The sequence below is a fragment of the Streptomyces sp. B21-083 genome, assembly GCF_036898825.1.
Lineage (GTDB): Bacteria > Actinomycetota > Actinomycetes > Streptomycetales > Streptomycetaceae > Streptomyces.
Window position 1 is genome coordinate 1,782,415 of the sequence record NZ_JARUND010000001.1, and the last position, 17,123, is coordinate 1,799,537.

Annotated in this window: 14 protein-coding genes and 3 pseudogenes; 7 read left to right on the forward strand and 10 right to left on the reverse strand. The window is 71.1% G+C overall.

From position 1 onward, the window contains the following. Nucleotides 1-47: 47 nt before the first annotated feature. A pseudogene (locus QA861_RS07835) lies at nt 48-656 on the reverse strand (Gfo/Idh/MocA family oxidoreductase); the annotation flags it as partial. Between the two features lie 33 nt (nt 657-689). On the opposite strand from QA861_RS07835, the gene QA861_RS07840 reads away from it, so the two are divergent. After that, nucleotides 690-1,529, forward strand: coding sequence for a X2-like carbohydrate binding domain-containing protein (locus tag QA861_RS07840; protein ID WP_334587477.1), 840 nt, complete (start codon nt 690-692; stop codon nt 1,527-1,529). A 183-nt stretch (nt 1,530-1,712) separates the two neighbouring features. Further along, nucleotides 1,713-1,943: pseudogene (locus QA861_RS07845) on the forward strand (hydrolase); the annotation flags it as partial. Here the strand turns inward: QA861_RS07845 and QA861_RS07850 are convergent. After that, nucleotides 1,921-2,385 (reverse strand): annotated as a pseudogene (locus tag QA861_RS07850) (imine reductase family protein); the annotation flags it as partial. The pseudogenes QA861_RS07845 and QA861_RS07850 sit on opposite strands and share 23 nt — an antisense overlap. Nucleotides 2,386-3,187: 802 nt before the next feature. Here QA861_RS07850 and QA861_RS07855 point away from each other — a divergent pair. Further along, nucleotides 3,188-3,403, forward strand: coding sequence for a superinfection immunity protein (locus tag QA861_RS07855; protein ID WP_334587478.1), 216 nt, complete (start codon nt 3,188-3,190; stop codon nt 3,401-3,403). Here QA861_RS07855 and QA861_RS07860 read toward each other — a convergent pair. From QA861_RS07860 to QA861_RS07880, 5 genes are all read right to left on the reverse strand, one after another. Next, the gene (locus tag QA861_RS07860) at nt 3,400-3,612 is read right to left on the reverse strand and encodes a hypothetical protein (protein WP_334587479.1); all 213 of its coding nucleotides are present in this window, start codon (nt 3,610-3,612) and stop codon (nt 3,400-3,402) included. The genes QA861_RS07855 and QA861_RS07860 overlap by 4 nt on opposite strands. Beyond that, nucleotides 3,609-3,905 (reverse strand): hypothetical protein, encoded by a 297-nt coding sequence (locus tag QA861_RS07865; RefSeq protein ID WP_334587480.1) that lies wholly within the window; start codon nt 3,903-3,905, stop codon nt 3,609-3,611. The genes QA861_RS07860 and QA861_RS07865 overlap by 4 nt, the downstream gene beginning before the upstream one ends. Before the next feature lie 182 nt (nt 3,906-4,087). Beyond that, nucleotides 4,088-6,775, reverse strand: coding sequence for a non-ribosomal peptide synthetase (locus tag QA861_RS07870; RefSeq protein WP_334587481.1), 2,688 nt, complete (start codon nt 6,773-6,775; stop codon nt 4,088-4,090). Nucleotides 6,776-6,869: 94 nt separating this feature from the next. Further along, nucleotides 6,870-7,688 (reverse strand): SDR family oxidoreductase, encoded by an 819-nt coding sequence (locus QA861_RS07875; RefSeq protein WP_334587482.1) that lies wholly within the window; start codon nt 7,686-7,688, stop codon nt 6,870-6,872. Next, on the reverse strand, nt 7,675-8,760 hold the full coding sequence (locus tag QA861_RS07880) for an LLM class flavin-dependent oxidoreductase (protein ID WP_443041457.1): 1,086 nt from the start codon (nt 8,758-8,760) through the stop codon (nt 7,675-7,677). The genes QA861_RS07875 and QA861_RS07880 overlap by 14 nt, the downstream gene beginning before the upstream one ends. Between QA861_RS07880 and QA861_RS07885 the strand changes: the two genes are divergently transcribed. The 4 genes from QA861_RS07885 to QA861_RS07900 all read left to right on the forward strand — a co-directional run bounded on the left by QA861_RS07885 (nt 8,731) and on the right by QA861_RS07900 (nt 14,474). After that, the gene (locus tag QA861_RS07885; RefSeq protein ID WP_334587483.1) at nt 8,731-11,748 is read left to right on the forward strand and encodes a non-ribosomal peptide synthetase family protein; all 3,018 of its coding nucleotides are present in this window, start codon (nt 8,731-8,733) and stop codon (nt 11,746-11,748) included. The two genes, QA861_RS07880 and QA861_RS07885, sit on opposite strands and share 30 nt — an antisense overlap. Nucleotides 11,749-11,905: 157 nt before the next feature. Beyond that, the gene (locus tag QA861_RS07890; RefSeq protein WP_334587484.1) at nt 11,906-12,115 is read left to right on the forward strand and encodes an MbtH family protein; all 210 of its coding nucleotides are present in this window, start codon (nt 11,906-11,908) and stop codon (nt 12,113-12,115) included. 23 nt (nt 12,116-12,138) lie between these two features. Next, nucleotides 12,139-13,140, forward strand: a complete 1,002-nt coding sequence (locus tag QA861_RS07895) for a TauD/TfdA family dioxygenase (protein WP_334587485.1) — start codon at nt 12,139-12,141, stop codon at nt 13,138-13,140. A 65-nt stretch (nt 13,141-13,205) separates the two neighbouring features. Then, a complete protein-coding gene (locus QA861_RS07900; RefSeq protein ID WP_334587486.1) occupies nt 13,206-14,474 on the forward strand; it encodes a diaminobutyrate--2-oxoglutarate transaminase in 1,269 nt (422 codons plus the stop codon). Between the two features lie 254 nt (nt 14,475-14,728). Here the strand turns inward: QA861_RS07900 and QA861_RS07905 are convergent, their stop codons facing one another. The 3 genes from QA861_RS07905 to QA861_RS07915 form a co-directional block, all read right to left on the reverse strand. Then, nucleotides 14,729-15,721: an aldo/keto reductase gene (locus QA861_RS07905; protein WP_334587487.1), complete on the reverse strand. Its 993-nt coding sequence runs from the start codon at nt 15,719-15,721 to the stop codon at nt 14,729-14,731. 45 nt (nt 15,722-15,766) lie between these two features. Beyond that, nucleotides 15,767-15,982 carry a DUF6243 family protein gene (locus QA861_RS07910; RefSeq protein WP_334587488.1) on the reverse strand — a complete coding sequence of 72 codons (216 nt, stop codon included), beginning with the start codon at nt 15,980-15,982 and terminating at the stop codon, nt 15,767-15,769. Nucleotides 15,983-16,112: 130 nt separating this feature from the next. Beyond that, nucleotides 16,113-17,102 (reverse strand): magnesium and cobalt transport protein CorA, encoded by a 990-nt coding sequence (locus QA861_RS07915; protein ID WP_334587489.1) that lies wholly within the window; start codon nt 17,100-17,102, stop codon nt 16,113-16,115. Nucleotides 17,103-17,123: the final 21 nt, after the last annotated feature.

Here is a 17,123-nt window from a genome sequence, read left to right on the forward strand (position 1 = left end):
GCGGGGAGCGGTCGTTCCCCGCTGGTTAGGTGTGCCGGCGGCGGGGGTCAGATGTAGAGGGCTGGGCGGTCGGCGAGTTCCACCTCGACGCGGCGGCCCTCGGTCTGGGCGCGGATACCCGCCTCGCAGACCGCGGCCACGGCGTAGCCGTCCCAGGCGCTGGGGCCGGTGACCTCGCCGCGCCGGCTGGCGTCGATCCATGCCTGGACCTCGCGGTCGTACGCTTCCTCGAACCGCTCGACGAAGCCGGGGGTGACCGTGCCGCCCCAGCGTCCGCCGGTGCTGACGAGCATGTCGTGCCGGTCGCCGATGCGGGCGGTGCCGTGCTCGCACACCGCCTCGGCCTGGACCTGGTAGCCGTAGCGGGCGTTGACGTAGATCTCGACGTCGACCAGGGCGCCCCCGTCGGTTTCGAAGACGACGAACTGCGGATCGGCCAGTCCTTCGGGCGCGTTGCCGGAGGGCCGCGGCCGCATGACGGTGACGGAGGTGATCTCCTGGCCGAGCAGCCAGCGGGTGATGTCCATCTCGTGGGTCACGGAGTCGTTGATGAGCATGGCGCTGGTGAAGTCCGGCGGGCAGGACGGGTTGCGGTGCCGGTTGTGCAGCATCAGCGGCCGGCCCAGTTCCCCGCTGTCCAGCAGCGCTTTGACCTGACCGACACGTTCGACCTGCTGCACAGGTCCTTCGTGACCAAGGGGATCCCGGTCGTCGTCGGTGAGTACGGGCTGCTCGGCTGGGACTCCGGCCCCGGCACGGTCGAACAGGGTGAGACGCTCAAGTACCTCGAGTATCTCGGCCACTACGCGCGGTATCGGGGCTTGACCACGATGCTGTGGGACAACGGCAGTCGCTTCAACCGCCGCACCATGCAATGGAACGACCCGAGCCTCTATGCGCAGATACGTTCCAGCTGGACCGGGCGCTCCGGCACCGCGTCCACCGACCAGCTCTTCGTACCCAAGGGCAGGACCCCGACCGACGCGACGATCACGCTGAACCTCCACGGCACCAGGCTGACGAGGATCGATGTCGGCACCCGCCCCCTGGTCCGGGGCGTGGACTACACCCTCAGCGGCAGCACCCTGACGATCGCGGCGGCGACTCTCAGCCGGCTGACCGCGTCGCAGGAGCACGGCACGAATGCCGTCCTGTCCCTCCGGTTCACCGACGGAATTCCTTGGGCCGTCAACGTCATCACCTATGACAAGCCGGTGCTGACGAGCGCGACGGGTACGACCGCCTCGCTGGTGATACCCACCGCGTTCAACGGGGACAAGTTGGCGACCATGGAAGCCGTCTACGCCGACGGCACCGCCGCCGGTCCGCAGTCCTGGACGACGTACAAGCAGTTCAACGTGGCCTTCACACCGGACTACACCGCAGGCACGATCACCTTGCCGACCGCGTTCTTCGGCGATGTCACCGACGGCGCCGCCGTGACCCTCACCTTCTACTTCTGGAGCGGGACGCGACTGACGTACACACTGACCAGGTCCGGCACCGCGGTCACTGGTACCTCCGCCTGAAATCGGGCCCATCGGGAAGTCGCGAGGCTGCGAGACCTTCAGTACTGGCTGGTGACGGGCGCGTCGCTGTACGTGCCCGGCGGTGTGACGGCCGATCTCCAGGGATCGGCCGTCACACCGTTCACCTCCGCCCGGCGAGGGTGTCTACGAGTAAGAGATCTACGTGAACCCACCGGCGCCCTGCCAGCCGACAACTCCGGCGTCAAAGGCCTGCTCTACCGCATCTGTTACTCCGGCAACACCCGCGCCTTCTTCGCCACCAGCACCTTTGGCAGCGGCAAGGTCACCTTCTGGGGCGACAGTTCGCCGATCGACGACGGTACCGGCCAGTCCGGCAGCACCCTCTACGACGGCTGGAACGACACCGGCGCCGCCAACGCCGCCCCCGCCCTCAACGCCACCGAGTGGCTGAGCCAGTAGGCCAAAAGAACCAGTGACCAGTATCCGTAAGAGCTCGCGCGGACGGGCGTGACGGGGCACCCGGGGCAGAGACCGGGTGCGGTGCCCCTTGGGCCCCCGGCCCGTCCGCGCGAGCGACTTCCCAACCCGGCTGCTTGATGCTCTCGATGATGCCCGCGAAGCCTTCGTCCCCATGGCCCGCGTTGATCTGGCGTTGCACAAGCCGCTGGACCATGGTGACCACCTCGGCGCTGATGTCCTGGCCCGAACTCGCGGCCAGGAGGGTTCCGAGGTCGGAGAAGTGGAGGCTCTGTTGCCCTTCGACGGTGCAGTCCCCGCCGTCGATGACCGCGGCGAAGCCCTGGAAGGCGCCGGTCATGACGGTCAGCCACGGTGTGGCCTTGCCGGCGAACTCGCCCGCCGTCACTCCGGCCGGGGCGACCATGGCGGCGCCGTGGACACACCCCGCCGGCCCGGCACCGACAACGCACCATCACCAGCCAACGGCCCACACTGTGAGACCGGGACACATTGGTCAGAAATGTCAGGAGTCAGGCCCGGCCCCGGGACGAGCCGATCCTCAGTGGGTGGCCGCGCGGCGGCTCCGCCCGTTGTGAGCAATCGATGCGTTCGCAGACACCGCAGCAGGATCGAGGCTCAGACCTCGCCGCTGAGGAACGCTGAGGCACCCTGCCCGCAGCACCTGCCCAGCGAGAGCCTCAGCGACCGTCACGTGTCACGTTGCTGTCACCAACCCCGTCGAGCACCTGGACCACAACGGCCCCACCTGCGTGAACGGCATCGATCTATTACCACGTGAACGCCAAGAGACGGTTTCGCCTACCTGTGCCATGTGGTGCCCGGTGAGGGCGCCAAGATCAGGACTGGGGCGTGTTCCGGGCCGTCAAAGCGGTATTGGAGGGTGTTCGGTGGTGTCTCGCTCACCCGTCAGACCCTCTCATCTCTCACGAGATCTCACACGACCGGTCCTCGAACGTCCCGGTACGTGTTCTCCTGCGTGCACTCGTCCTGCGGATTACAGCATCGAGCGTGGCGGGATCCCCGCGGGTCGGCGTGACTCACCTGAAAGCCTTCCGGGATCTCCCCAACCAGCGGCTGGAACACCACACGGTGAACGAGTTCCGTCTTCAGGTCAGCAGTGGATGCGGCCTTGGCGGCTGGGGACCTGACCGCGTTCTTCTCGATCTTGGGCCCGTAGGATACGACTACATTTTGAAGGTCGATCCGTGGAGCGCACCGTGAAAAGCTTGCTGACCCTGGTGGTCATATTGGCCCTTGCCGTGCTCTATCTGCTGCCGTCGTACATGGCGTTCGCGCGGGGCGCGAAGGACCGGTGGCTGATCCTCGTCATCAACGTGTTCCTCGGCGGATCGATCATCGGGTGGGGGGTGGCCTTTTACATGGCGACCCGCACGCCGAGGAAGGGCAGGGAGTCGGCGGAGACGCTCGCCTAGCGAGCCCGTGCGTGGTGGGCCTTCCAGCGTCGCCGCAGCCAGTCGCCGGCCTCCCCGATCGCGACGAGGAACGCGGCCGACGCGGCGCACCGCACGAAGGACGCGGACTGGTCCACCGCCTTGCCGACGAGCCAGAGGCCGAAGGCGATCAGCATCCACCAGGCACCGAGTGAGACAACGAGACGCCCCGGGCGCGGTTTGCCGGTCACGCGGTGGCGTTCCTGGTTCTACGAGGAGCGAGGGCCGCACCTTTGCGACCCGCTGCGGCCACGGCACCAGCGAGGGCCGTGGCCACCCGGACGATCGCGGGCGGTGCCTCGACCAGACGCTGGATCAGGTGGAGAGTCGCGGCGGGGCAGAGGGCGAGCAGGGCCCGGCCGAGCGGGCTGGTGGGTGCGCTTCGGCGCCGCGATCGGTGCGGTATCCGGCCGTCGGCCAGGGCGAGCCCGGCCGGTAGCCGGGTGCGGGAGAAGAGGCCGAGGCCGATCCGGTGCCGGGTCATGAACACGAGGGCTCCAAAGGCGTCCGGGGGCGTCTCAGTTGAGGAGGGTGGTTGCCCGATGCCGGCGCGACTCAGCTGGGAACCGGCCGGAACCCCCTCCCGACAGCACCTTGGACACCACCCGGTGAACGCATGGTAGAAGGTTTGGCGCGGCGTGGTGGCGGGCGCGTACCTAGATGGGTTCAGCCCTCCGAGGCGGCGAGGCTCGTGACCGTGCCGCGGATGGTCGGATGACGGTACAGCTCCCGCATCCGCAGTGACGGCAGGCCCCGCGCGCGCATGACGGCCCCGATGCGGACCGCGAACAGGGAGTTGCCGCCCAGCTCGAAGAAGTCGTCGTCCGGGCCGACCGGCGTGCCGAGCACCTCGCCCCAGATCTGGCGCAGCCGCTCGGTGAGTTCGTCCTCGGTTGTGCCGGAGTCGGCGTCCCGGGCTGGTGCGGCGGGCGCGGCGGGTGTCGCGGGTGCGGGGAGCCGGGCCGTGTCGAGTTTGCCGTTGGCGGTCAGCGGCAGGGTGTCCAGGGCGGTCACCGTGGTGGGAAGCATGTAGTCGGGGAGGATGCCCGCGGCGCGCTTGCGGACTGCCACCGGATCGCCGCCTGAGAGGACCACGTAGGCGTCGATCCTGGCCGTGGCCGCGTCGTCCGGGTCGTCGCGCCGCACCACCACGGCCGCCGCCCGGACATCCGCGTCCTCCAGCAGCACCGAGCGGATCTCGTCCAGCTCGATCCGGAAGCCGCGGATCTTGACCTGGCTGTCGATGCGTCCCAGGTGTTCGAGCCGGCCGTCCGGGCGCAGGCGCCCCAGGTCGCCGCTGCGGTACATGGTGCCGCCGGTGTACGGGTCCGGGACGAAGCGTCGGGCGGTCAGCTCTTCCTGGCCGAGGTAGCCGAGCGCGACCCCGGCGCCGCCGACGCAGACCTCGCCCGCCACACCGGGCGGCTGCAGCCGTCCGGACTGGTCGGTCACGTACAGGTGCCAGCCGGGCAGCGCCCGTCCGACGGAGCGGGTGGCGGCGAGTGCCAGTTTCCGGGTGAGGGTCTGCTCGGTGACGTGGACCGTCGTCTCGGTGATCCCGAACATGTTCACCACCCGGCAGACCGACTCGGGGTGCCGGTCGAACCAGGGCAGCAGCATGCGCGCGTCCAGTGGCTCGCCGCCGAAGACGACCGTCCGGACCGGGACCCGGGTGTGGTCGACGTCCAGCAGCTGGGCGAAGGCCGACGGGGTCTGGCTGAGCACGGTGACCTTCTCCGCCACGAGCAGATCGCGGAAGCGGTCGGGTTCGCGGGAGACGAAGTACGGCACCACGACCAGCCGCCCGCCGGTCAGCAGGCACCCCCAGATCTCCCACACCGAGAAGTCGAAGGCGCTGGAGTGGAACCAGGTCCACACGTCGTCGGCGGTGAAGCCGTACTCCTCGCGGGTCGCGTCGATCAGGGCGATCACGTTGCGGTGCGGCACCTCGACGCCCTTGGGGCGACCGGTGGAGCCGGACGTGTAGATGACGTAGGCGGGGGCGTCCGGCGAGGTGGCCGTCGGCGGGACCGGGGCGTCGGTGAACTGCTGGGCGGCGTCCAGCAGTTCGTCCGGAGTGGCGGGCACGCAGCCCGCGACGTCCGGGAACTCCGGTAGTCGGGTGACCACCACCCGCAGTCCCGCGTCCTGTGCCGTGCGGGCGATGCGGTCCGCCGGGTAGGCCGGGTCGACGGGTACGTAGGTCGCGCGGGCCTTCAGTACGGCGAGCAGGGTGACGACGAGTTCGGTGGTGCGTTCCAGGCAGACGCCCACGCGGTCGCCGGCCGTGACGCCGCGCTCGCGCAGGCCGTGGGCCAACCGGGTCGACCGCTCGTCCATCTCGCCGTAGGTGAGACCGGCCGCGCCTTCGGTCACGGCGATGCGCCGCGGTGACGCCCCCGCGATCCGCGCGAACGCTTCGGGCACGGTCACCGGGGTGGTGACCAGCGGACGGGACGGGCGGCCGAGTGCCGCTACACGGTCGCGTTCGGCTTCGTCGAGCAGATCGACGTCCTCGACCGGGGTCCCGGGCTCGGTGAGGATCATCCGGTGCACCCGCACCAGGTACCGGGCGAACCGTGCGGCGATCTCGGTGGACACATGGCCGCCGGCGTGGTCGCAGCGCAGCCGCCAGCCGTCGGCGTCCTTGAAGACCGACAGGGTGAGGGGGAACGGCGGTGCGAGGCAGGGGACGTACGCGCCGGGGAGTTCCGCCTCGTCGAAGAGCAGACCGGCGAGTGCGGGTCCGGCGGTGAAGGAGGGCTTCAGCTCACCGAGCGTGGCGGCCTCCGGCACGGTGAAGGTGCCGTGGTCGGTGCCGATGACCGGGGTGGTCTCGGGGTCGTGCCGGCGCAGGGTCACGGCGAGGGCGGCGAGCCAGCTTGCCTCGTCGCCGCCGCCGTCGAGGGCGAAGAGGTGCGGGAGGGCGGGGCCTTCGTCAGCCAGGCCCCAGGCGGGTGCGGGTATGGACGCCGTGGGTGCGGGTTTCGTGGGGGCGGGGCGGTCCGCTTCCGGACCGACGGAGTCACCGGCCGCCGGCTCGTCGGGCTTGCCAACCTCCGGTTCGGTGGACTCGCCGTCTGCCAGCCGTGCGAGAGCCGCGCGGTCCCACTGGTCCCGCACGGCCACCAGGACCAGGTCGCAGGTGCCGTCGGCGTAACGCAGCAGCACCCTGCGCAGTCCCTCGGTCGGTCGGGCGACCTCGGCGGCGCGGCGGCGCTCGGCGAGCGGGTCCGTCGACGGCACGGGTACGTCCTCGATCCACAGGTCCGGAGGGACCGTCGGATACGGCGAACGGTCGGAGCGGATGCGGACCGCGTGGCAGCGGGCCGCGGGGTGGAGGGGGCCTGACACGGTCGTACTCCTTGTTGGCGCGGGGAGTTGTTCCTGGGATTCCGGAACGGTCGTCCGAAGAGTCGTTCGGGAAGGTCGGTTGCGGGACGGGAGATCAGCGGATGCTGAAGCCGCCGTCCACGGTCAGAACGGACCCGGTGATCTGGCGGGAGTCGTCCGAGGCGAGGAAGACGATCGCGGCGGCGACGTCCTCGGGTTCGATCAGCGCGTTCATGGGCTGCGCCTCGACGAAGGTCTTCTCGTGTTCGTGCACCGGCACGTCCAGTGCCCTGGCGATCTCGGCGAGCATCCGGCCCTCGGCCTGCGCGTCGTCGCGCACCGACCCGGGGCAGACCGCGTTGACGCGTACCTTCGTCGGTGCGTAGTCGAGCGCGGCGGCCTTGGTGAGACCGACGACGGCGTGCTTGGCGGCGACGTATCCGGCGAAGTGCCGGTAGCCGACGAGTCCGGCGGTGGAGGCGACGTTGACGATGCTGCCGGCGCGCCGGGCGCTCATGGCCTTGCCGACCTCGCGGATCACCCGCCAGGCTCCGGAGAGGTCGACGTCGATCATCAGGGACCACTCGTCCTCGTCGATCTCGTGCACCGGTTTGCCGGAGGGCGCGGCGATGCCCGCGTTGTTGACGGCGACGTCGATCCGGCCGAACCGGTCCTCGGCCCGGGTCACCGCCTCCCGTACGGCCCGCAGGTCGCGGATGTCGGCCTCGGCGGTGAGGACGGCCGCGCCGGCCTCCCGGCACAGGGTGGCCGTGTGCTCCAACTGCCCCGGGGTGCCCAGCGGGTAGGGCACTCCGGGCAGGTCGGCGCAGATGTCCAGCGGGTCACCGGCCAGGGCGGTCCAGGGCCGGTAGAAGGAGGCGCCCGCCCCGGCGTACGGCAGGCAGATCAGCTTGGTCGTGTCATGCGTGGTCATGGGTACGGGTGTCTCCTTGTGAGTGGTGTGTTTCGTGCACGCCTTGTGGGCGAGGACTTCCGGGGCGCGGGTCGGACGCGAGCAGGCCGGCGTGTTCCGCCGCCTCGACCGCGATGCGCAGCGCCTCGGCGGCGCGGTCCGGGCCGGGCAGACCGGGACCGACCGGCATGACGTTGAGCGTGGTGGCGCCGGCCTCGGCGAACGCCGTCATCCGCTCGGCGATCCGCTCCCGAGGCCCGAGAAGCGAGGTCGCGTCGAGGAATTCGAGCGGTACGGCGGCCATGGCGCCCGGGTAGTCACCGGCCAGGAACCGCTCCTGGACGGCCCGGGCCCCGGCGCCGAAGCCCATGCGCTCGGCCAGCTGGGTGTAGTGGTTGTCCTCCCGGCCGCCCATACCGCCGAGGTACAGCGCGGCGTATCCCCGCACCCGGCGGGCGCAGGCCCGCCAGTCGGCGCCGGTCACCAGGGGCACGCCGGGGGCGATGTCGAACCCGTCGAGGGTGCGCCCCGACTTGGCGAGGCCGGCCTCGAGCGGCGCCAACTGCCGGGCGGCGTGGCCGGGGGAGAAGAACACCGGAAGCCAGCCGTCGGCGATCTCCCCGGCCAGCTCCAGGTTTCTCGGGCCGAGCGCGGCCAGGTAGACCGGGATCCGTTCGCGCGGCGGGCGGATGGTCAGGGCGAGTGCCTTGCCCGGGCCGTCCGGCAGCGGCAGCGTGAAGTGGTGGCCCGCGTACTCCAGGGGCTCCCGGCGCAGCGCGCGGCGCACCAGGTCGACGTATTCGCGTGTACGGCCGAGCGGTGAGCCGAATCCGACGCCGTGCCAGCCCTCGGAGACCTGGGGTCCGGAGACGCCGAGGCCGAGCCTGAGGCGTCCGCCGGAGAGGGTGTCGAGGGTCGCGGCGGTCATCGCCGTCATGGCGGGCGAGCGGGCCGGGATCTGGAGGACCGCGCTGCCGACGTCGATACGGGAGGTGCCTCGGACCTGTTCGACCGCGCCACCGCCGAAAGCGTCGCCGCCCGCTATCTGCGTCTGCTGGAGGAGGTGACGGCCGACCCGGCCCGCCCCCTGCACGCCCTGCCCCTGCTCACCTCCGCCGAACGCGAGGACGCGCTCGCCCGGCGGGGCGGCACCGCCCCGCTGCCCGAGGCGTCGCTGCCGGAGATGTTCGAGGCACAGGCGGCGCGAACCCCGCACGCCGTGGCCGTCGTCGCGGACGGTACGGAGTTCTCGGGCGGTACGGAGCTGACGTACGACGAGCTGAACCGTCGCGCGAACCGGCTCGCCCGGCACCTGGTCACCCTCGGGGCAGGACGGGAGACCGTCGTCGCCGTGGTGCTGCCGCGCCGCCCCGAGGTGGTCGTGGCGCTGCTCGCGGTGCAGAAGACCGGGGCCGCCTACCTGCCGATCGACCCGGCCAACCCCCGGGCGCGGATCGACGCCCTGGTCGCCGACGCGGGCGCCACGATCGTGCTCGACGAGGACGCTCTCGCCGCCGCCCCGGACACCGGCGCGGACGGTGACCCTGGCGTCCAGGTCCACCCCCGGCAGGCCGCCTACCTCATCCACACCTCCGGCTCGACGGGCCGCCCGAAGGGAGTGGTCGTCGAACACGGCTCGCTCGCCGCCTATCTGGGCGAGGCCGCGGCGATGTACCCGGCCGCCTCGGGCGAGTCCCTGGTCCACACCTCCCTCGCCTTCGACATGCCGGTGACCACGCTGTTCACGCCCCTGATCACGGGCGGCCGGGTGCGGTTCGGGGAACTGGACGCTCACACGCCCACCCCCGACCTGCTCAAGGTCACTCCGAGCCATCTACGGCTGCTGGTGTCGCTGCCCGACCGCGTCAGCGACGCCCGGAACCTGGTCATCGGCGGCGAGGCCCTCGACGGCGCCGCCCTGCGGGCGTGGCGCGAGCGGCACCCGAAGGCCGTGGTGATCAACGAGTACGGTCCCACGGAGGCGACCGTCGGCTGCGTCGTCCACCGCATCGAACCGGACGACGGCCTCGGCGCGGGGCCGGTGCCCATCGGCCGCCCCGTCACGGGCGCGCGCGTCCATGTACTCGACGACCGCCTCCAGCCCGTCCCCGACGGTGTGTGGGGCGAGCTGTACCTCGCCGGGACCGGCCTGGCCCGCGGTTACGCCGGGCGGCCCGGCCAGAGCGCCGAACGCTTCGTCGCCGACCCGTTCGGCCCGCCCGGAACGCGCATGTACCGGGTGGGCGACCGGGCCCGCTGGAACCGTGCCGGGGTACTGGAGTACGCCGGACGCGTCGACGACCAGATCAAGATCCGGGGCTACCGCATCGAGCCCGGCGAGATCGAGACCGCGCTGACCGCACTCGACGGGGTGGCCCGAGCCGCCGTGATCGCCCGCGAGGACCGGCCGGGCGACCAGCGGCTGGTGGCGTACGTCGTCACCGAAACACCCCTGACGGGCGACGAGTTGAAGACCCGGCTCGCCACCGTCCTCCCCGCCCACCTCGTACCGTCGGCGTTCGTCGAGGTCGACGCGATCCCCCTGAACGCCAACGGCAAGCTCGACCGCAGGGCACTGCCCGCCCCGCCGGACACCGCCGCCGGCACCGGCCGGGCGCCGCGGACCGAACAAGAGAGCCTGCTGTGCGGGCTGTTCGCCGAGGTGCTGGGGGTTCCCGAGGTCTCCGCCGACGACGACTTCTTCGCGCTGGGCGGTCACTCCCTGCTCGCCGTCCGGCTGGCCGGCCGCATCGGTGAGACGCTGGCGGTCCCCTTCGGCCTGTCGGCGCTTCTCGAAGCACCGACCCCGGCAGGACTGGCCCGCCACCTCACGGAGGGCGGCTCGCACACCACCTCGTGGGTGCCGGACTCGGAAGCCGAACTGAGTCCCGCCCTGCGCTTCACGTCCGGCACCTCCTCCGCCGGCCTGCCCGACGTGCCGCATACCGACCCCCGTACCGGTGGTCCCCGAGAGATTCTGCTGACCGGGGCCACGGGGTTCGTCGGAGCCTTCCTCCTGGCCGAACTGTTGCACCGGACATCGGCGCGGGTGCACTGCCTTGTGCGGGCCGGGACCGACGCCGAGGCGGTCGAGCGGCTGACCGAAGTCATGCGGCGCTACGGCATCGACCTCGGGCCGACGGCGGACGGCCCACGGCTGAACGTCGTCCGGGGGGACCTGGCGGCGGTGGAACTCGGTCTCGACCCGGCGGACTGGGCGGGGCTGCGGGAGCGGGTCGACACGATCGTGCACAGCGGCGCCCACGTCCATCACCTCTCGCCGTACGCCCAGCTGAAACCGGCCAACGTGGAGGGCACCCGGACCCTGCTGCGCCTGGCCGCCGAGGGCCGGCCGAAGGCGTTTCACCACCTCTCCACCCTCGGTGTGTTCGGCCTCGGCCAGGGCTCCCGGCTGGTCACGGAGGAGTCACCGATCGGCGGCGAGAAACACCCGTTCGGGAGCGGGTACGTGGCGAGCAAATGGGTCACGGACCGGCTCGTTGAGCGTGCCTTCGAGCGGGGGGCCACCGGCGGCATCCACCGGCTCGGCCGGATCTGGGCGCATACGTCGACCGGTGCCGTCAGCCCGGACGACATGTTCTCCCGGCTGCTCACCAGTTGTGCCGCGCTCGGCTGCCATCCGGTCGGACCGGACCTGGAGGAAGCGCTGCTCCCCGTCGATGTCCTGGCCCGCGCCGTCGTGGGGCTGATCCTGACCGGGACGGGAACCGCCCGTGTGCACCACCTCCACCACCCGCGCAGGGTCGGAGTCGGCGCCTTCATGAGCGGCTACGACCGGATGCGCGGCACGGTCTCCGAACCGGTCCCGCTCGCCGTGTGGCTGCACCGTCTGCGGCGCGCGAGCGAAGAGGGACAGGATCTGCCGATCCTGCCCTACCTGGCGTATCTCGAAGAGCAGGCGTATCTCGAAGAGCACGCGAGGAACGCACCGGACGCGCGGCGGCCGACCCTGGAGTTCGAGAACGACAGGACGCTTCAGCGGCTGCGGGAGCTGGCGGTCGCGATCCCGGACATCGACGAAGCGGCGATCTCCCGCTACTGGAACTTCGTCGAGCGATGAGGCGAGACGCGCGGACCGGCCCGCAGCCCTCCGCATCGACCTGACGACCGGCCACGCCGGCCCGACCATCGGCCGACGCGTGGCCCAACTCCGGCCCAACTCCCCTGCACCGGGAGGCGATAGCGCCTCCCGGCTCCCGAAAGGAACACCGCCCGTCATGACCAACCCCTTCGAGAACCCCGACGGTACCTACCGGGTCCTGGCCAACGACGAGGGCCAGCACTCGCTGTGGCCCGACTTCACCGCCGTACCCGCCGGCTGGACCACCGTCTTCGGCCCGGACAACCGCACCGCCTGCCTGGAGTACGTCGAACGCGAGTGGACCGACCTGCGCCCCAAGAGCCTCGTCCGGGCGATGGGCGAGTGACGCGGACGAAAGGGAGCACGCACGTGAGCAGCGTCAGCATGACGCAGGCACCGCACGCACCGGCGACCGCCGACGGCACGGTGCGGTACGACACCCGCACCCTGGCCCGGCTCGGCCAGGTGGCGGCGGAACTGCTGGACCAGGCCGGCGACCGGGTCGACGACCCGGCATGGGTGGCCCTCGCCCGGCACGCCTGGGAGGATGTCCCCGCCGAAATACGGCGCACCGTCAGGGAGTCGCGCAGGCATTCGGGCCCCGACGGCGCCCTCGTCCTCCGGAGCCTCCCCATCGGTGCCGCACATCTGCCGCCGACCCCGATGGTGAAGGGCTCGGTCCAGCACAACCCGTCCCTGTCCGCGGCGACGCTGCTGCTGTTCGCGGCCGGGCTCGGCGACCCGGCCGCGTTCGCGGCGGAGAAGTCCGGCGCCCTCGTCCAGGACGTCGTGCCGGTGCCCGGTCAGGAGACCGTCCAAGGGAACGTCGGCTCGGTCGAACTCACCTTCCACACCGAGAACGCCTTCCACCCCCACCGCCCCGACTACGTCATGCTGCTGTGCCTGCGCCCCGACCACGAGGGCAGGGCCGAACTGCGCACCAGCTGCGCCCGACGCGTCCTGCCGCTGTTGACACCCGGCACCCGGGAGGCGCTCGGCAGGCCCGAGTACGTCACCGAGGCGCCGCCGTCCTTCGGCCCGGCCGGCGAGGGCACCGCGCACGCCGTGCTCTCCGGCGACCCGGACGACCCCGACTGGTGCTTCGACGAGGCGGCCACCAAGGCCGTGACCAGCGAGGGCGGGGCCGCCCTCGCCGAACTCGCCGAGGTGGCGCACCGCACGTACACCGGGGTGCTGCTGCGCCCCGGTGACCTCGCCGTCGTCGACAACCGGATCACCCTGCACGGCCGTTCCGCGTTCACCCCGCGCTACGACGGCCGCGACCGCTGGCTCCAGCGGACCTTCGCCTTCAGCGACCTGCGCCGTTCCCGCGACCACCGTCCCGGTGACGGAACGGTACTGGTCAAGTGACCCCTCAAGTGACGTCGGCCCGCGACGCGTTACAAGAACCGTTGACATGAAAGGTACGTGCTGACATGACCGAGACCGGCCGGACGCCCCTCGCGGTGTTCGAACGTCACGAGTCGAACGTACGCAGCTACTGCCGCGACTTCCCGGTGGTCTTCGAACGAGCCGCCGGACACCATCTGTGGGACACCTCAGGGCGCCGTTACGTCGACCTGCTGTGCGGGGCCGGCTCGCTCAACTACGGCCACAACCCGCCCGAGATCGTCGAGCGGGTGGTGGCCTACCTCGCGGCCGGCGGGCCGGTGCAGTCACTGGACCTGCACACCAGGGCCAAGGCCGACTTCCTTGAGCGGTTCACCGGCCTCGTCCTTGAGCCGCGCGGCCTCGGCGACCACGTCGTCCAGTTCCCCGGACCGGCCGGAACGCTCGCCGTCGAGGCCGCGCTGAAGCTGGCCCGCAAGGTCACCGGGCGCACCGAGGTGATCGCCTTCACCGGCGGCTTCCACGGCGCGTCCCTCGGCGCCCTCGCCGCCACGACCTCCCCGCTGCTGCGCGGTGCGGCGGGCGTACCTCTGACCGACGTCACGATCCTTCCGTACGGCGACGCGGCCGAGCCCGATCCGTTCGCCGCCCTCGAGCACGCCCTCGGCCCGGGCGCGGCGACGCCCCCGCCCGCCGCGGTCCTGCTGGAGACGGTCCAGGGTGAGGGCGGACTGCACACCGCTCCCCGCGCGTGGCTGGCCCGGATCCGTGAACTCGCCGACACCACCGGCACGTTGGTCATCGTGGACGACATCCAGGCGGGCTGCGGACGCACCGGTACCTTCTTCAGTTTCGAGGACACCCCCGAACTCCGCCCCGACCTGGTCTGCCTGTCGAAGTCCCTCAGCGGCATGGGGCTCCCGATGGCGGCGCTGTTGATCCGGCGCGAGATCGATTGTTGGACCCCAGGCGAACACAACGGCACGTTCCGTGGCCACAACCTCGCCTTCGTGGCGGGCTCGGCGGCACTGGACCACTGGACCGACCCGCACTTCACCGATCACGTCGCCGAACTGGCCGCCGCGATCCGCGTCAGCCTCGCGAGCGTCATCGACGCCCTCCCGGCGGGCGCCGCCGAAGTCGTCGGCAAGGGAGCGATGAGCGGACTGCGATTCCCCGCCCCCGGGACGGCCGAGCGGATACGGGAGGCGTTGTTCCGCGCCGGCGTCGTCGCCGAGACCTCGGGGTCGGGGCATGTACTGAAGCTCCTGCCACCCCTGACGATCTCCCTCACCGAGTGGAAGGAAGTGGCGGCCGTCCTGGGCGACACCGTCCGGGTACTCGCCACGGCGTAGTCGCCCGACACCCTGGGGACGAGCCAAGCGCGCGGCCTCGGCCGCGCGGCTTGGGTGTGCCCCTGTGACTCGCCGCGGTCTGCGAGGCTCGCGTCAGGTCGGCGACTGAGCCGACGCCTGCCGACGACGTAGGCCACGGCCGGGACCTTGTCCAGCCAGGGCAACAGCCGGGGACGTGGTGCTCGCTGCCCGGCCGTGCGCGGCCGACCGGGCCGGGCCCCCTTCGGGGCTGCGAACGAATGCGGCGGCGACCGCTACCAGGCGAAGGCCTCCGGAGACGGACCCGGTCCCGGGAAGATCTCGTCCAGCCCGGCCAGCAGCTCCTCGCTCAGCTCCAACTCGACCGCGCGCAGGGCGGATTCGAGCTGCTCCGCCGTGCGCGGACCGACGATCGGGCCGGTCACGCCGGGACGGGTGAGCAGCCAGGCCAGGGCGGCCTCGCCGGGCTCCAGACCGTGCTTGTCGAGCAGGTCCTCGTACGCCTGGATCTTCGCGTGCACCTCGGGGCCGGACATGGCACCCGCGGCTCGTCCCTCGCTGCGCCGACCGCCCTCGACCTGCTTCTTCAGCACGCCGCCGAGCGCACCGCCGTGCAGCGGCGACCACGGGATGATGCCGAGGCCGTACTCCTGCGCGGCCGGGATGACCTCCATCTCGGCGCGGCGCTCGTAGAGGTTGTAGAGGCACTGCTCGCTCACCAGGCCGATGGTGCCGCCGCGACGGGCGGCTGTCTCGTTCGCCTGGGCGATCTTGTAGCCCGGGAAGTTGGAGGACCCGACGTACAGGATCTTTCCCTGCTGGACCAGTACGTCGATGGCCTGCCAGATCTCCTCGAACGGGGTGTCCCGGTCGATGTGGTGGAACTGGTAGACGTCGATGTAGTCGCTCTGCAGCCGCTTGAGCGACGCGTCCACGGCGCGCCGGATGTTCAGCGCCGACAGCTTCTCGTGGTTGGGCCACGCCGCACCGTCCGCGCCCATGTTGACGTACAGCTTGGTGGCGAGGACGACCTTGTCGCGCCGCTCGCCGCTCTTCGCGAACCAGTCGCCGATGATGCTTTCGGTACGGCCCTTGTTCTCGGCCCCGCCGTACATGTTCGCCGTGTCGAAGAAGTTGATGCCCGCGTCCAGCGCCGCGTCCATGATGGCGTGACTGTCGGCCTCGTCGGTCCGCGGACCGAAGTTCATGGTGCCGAGGACGAGTCGGCTGACCTTGAGTCCCGTGCGTCCGAGCTGCGTGTACTTCATGTACCGCACGCTAGTCGCGTGAAGTGCGCTCCAGGCAAGCGCCCCTCAGCTCTTCGCGGCGCTGTCGCCTGTCGGCCTGACGCCCTCGGCCGCCTCTGCCTTCTCACGCATCTTGCGCACCAGCTCCGCCTTCTGGTCGGCGGCACCCTGTCGGTCGAGGTTGCGGTGCGGACCGTTGTTCTGCCGTTCGGCGCGGGACAGCCTCTTGCGCTGGCCGCCGCCCATGCCCACGGGGTTGTTGATGTTCTTGCTCACGGTCATGGGTTCTCCCGGAATGAGGTGAAGTGATCTACGGATTCGTCGGTGGGGCGGGGCGCCCGGAAGGACATGCCCAAGACGCTACCCGGTCCCGTCAGCCCCGCCCACCAAGTCCAGGTCGACGCCCGATCGCTCACAGCCAGCCGTTGCGGCGGAAGGACCGGTGCAGCAGGGCAGCGGCGCCGACCATCACGGTGACGGCGAGTGGATATCCGTACGTCCAGGTCAGTTCCGGCATGTGCGTGAAGTTCATGCCGTAGATCCCTGCGACGAGGGTCGGGGTCGCCAGGATCGCGGCCCAGGCGGAGATACGGCGCATGTCGTCGTTCTGCCAGGTCCCCACCCGTGCGAGGTGGGCGTCGAGGGCGGAGTTGAGCAGTTCGTCCAGTGAGCGCACCTCGGTGTCGGTGCGGTGCATGTGGTCGGCCACGTCGCGGAAGTACGGCAGCATCTCCTCGGGCCACCCGGAGTGGGGGCTGGCGAAGTCCTGCGCCACGGGGACCAGGGGCTGGACGGCGTCGCGGAATTCCAGGACCTCACGTTTGAGGGAGTACACGCCCTCGGTGAGGTCCTCGCGCTCCGGGGAGAACACGCGCCGCTCCAGCGCGGTCAGGTCGGTACGGACCTGGACGGCGGCCTCGGTGTAGGAGTCGACCACTGTGTCCAGGACGGCGTGCAGCACGGCGACCGGCCCGAACCGCAGCAGGTGCGGATCCTCACCGAGCCGCCTCGCCGCCTCGCCGGTGGGGTCGGCCCGGCCATGACGGACGGTCAGAGCGAAACGCGGACCGGTGAAGACCATCACCTCACCGGTCTCCACCTCGCTGCGGTCCTTGACGTACCACAACGTCTTCAGCGCCACCGCGAGCACATCCCCGTACCGTTCCCGCTTGGGCCGCTGGTGCGCCTCGCCGACGTCCTCGACCGCCAGCGGATGCAGTCCCAGCGGGCCCGCGAGTTCTTCCAGATCGCCTGGGTCGGGGTCGTCCAGATGCACCCAGCAGAACTCGTCCTCCCCCAAACGCTTCAGGCCGTCCAGCACGGCCGCACTGTCACCGCCGACCTGTCGCTTGTCGACCTGCTCCGGCTCGCCGGGCGTCTCCCGATAGATCACACACCACATGCTTCACGTCTGCGCCGCTGC

What these genes read in the sequence shown, in the direction of transcription:
- QA861_RS07915 (WP_334587489.1), bottom strand. Translation starts at nt 17,102, where the DNA reads ATGTGGTGTGTGATCTATCGGGAGACGCCCGGCGAGCCGGAGCAGGTC.
- QA861_RS07900 (WP_334587486.1), top strand. Translation starts at nt 13,206, where the DNA reads ATGACCGAGACCGGCCGGACGCCCCTCGCGGTGTTCGAACGTCACGAG.
- QA861_RS07865 (WP_334587480.1), bottom strand. Translation starts at nt 3,905, where the DNA reads ATGACCCGGCACCGGATCGGCCTCGGCCTCTTCTCCCGCACCCGGCTA.
- QA861_RS07875 (WP_334587482.1), bottom strand. Translation starts at nt 7,688, where the DNA reads ATGACCACGCATGACACGACCAAGCTGATCTGCCTGCCGTACGCCGGG.
- QA861_RS07905 (WP_334587487.1), bottom strand. Translation starts at nt 15,721, where the DNA reads ATGAAGTACACGCAGCTCGGACGCACGGGACTCAAGGTCAGCCGACTC.
- QA861_RS07890 (WP_334587484.1), top strand. Translation starts at nt 11,906, where the DNA reads ATGACCAACCCCTTCGAGAACCCCGACGGTACCTACCGGGTCCTGGCC.
- QA861_RS07910 (WP_334587488.1), bottom strand. Translation starts at nt 15,982, where the DNA reads ATGACCGTGAGCAAGAACATCAACAACCCCGTGGGCATGGGCGGCGGC.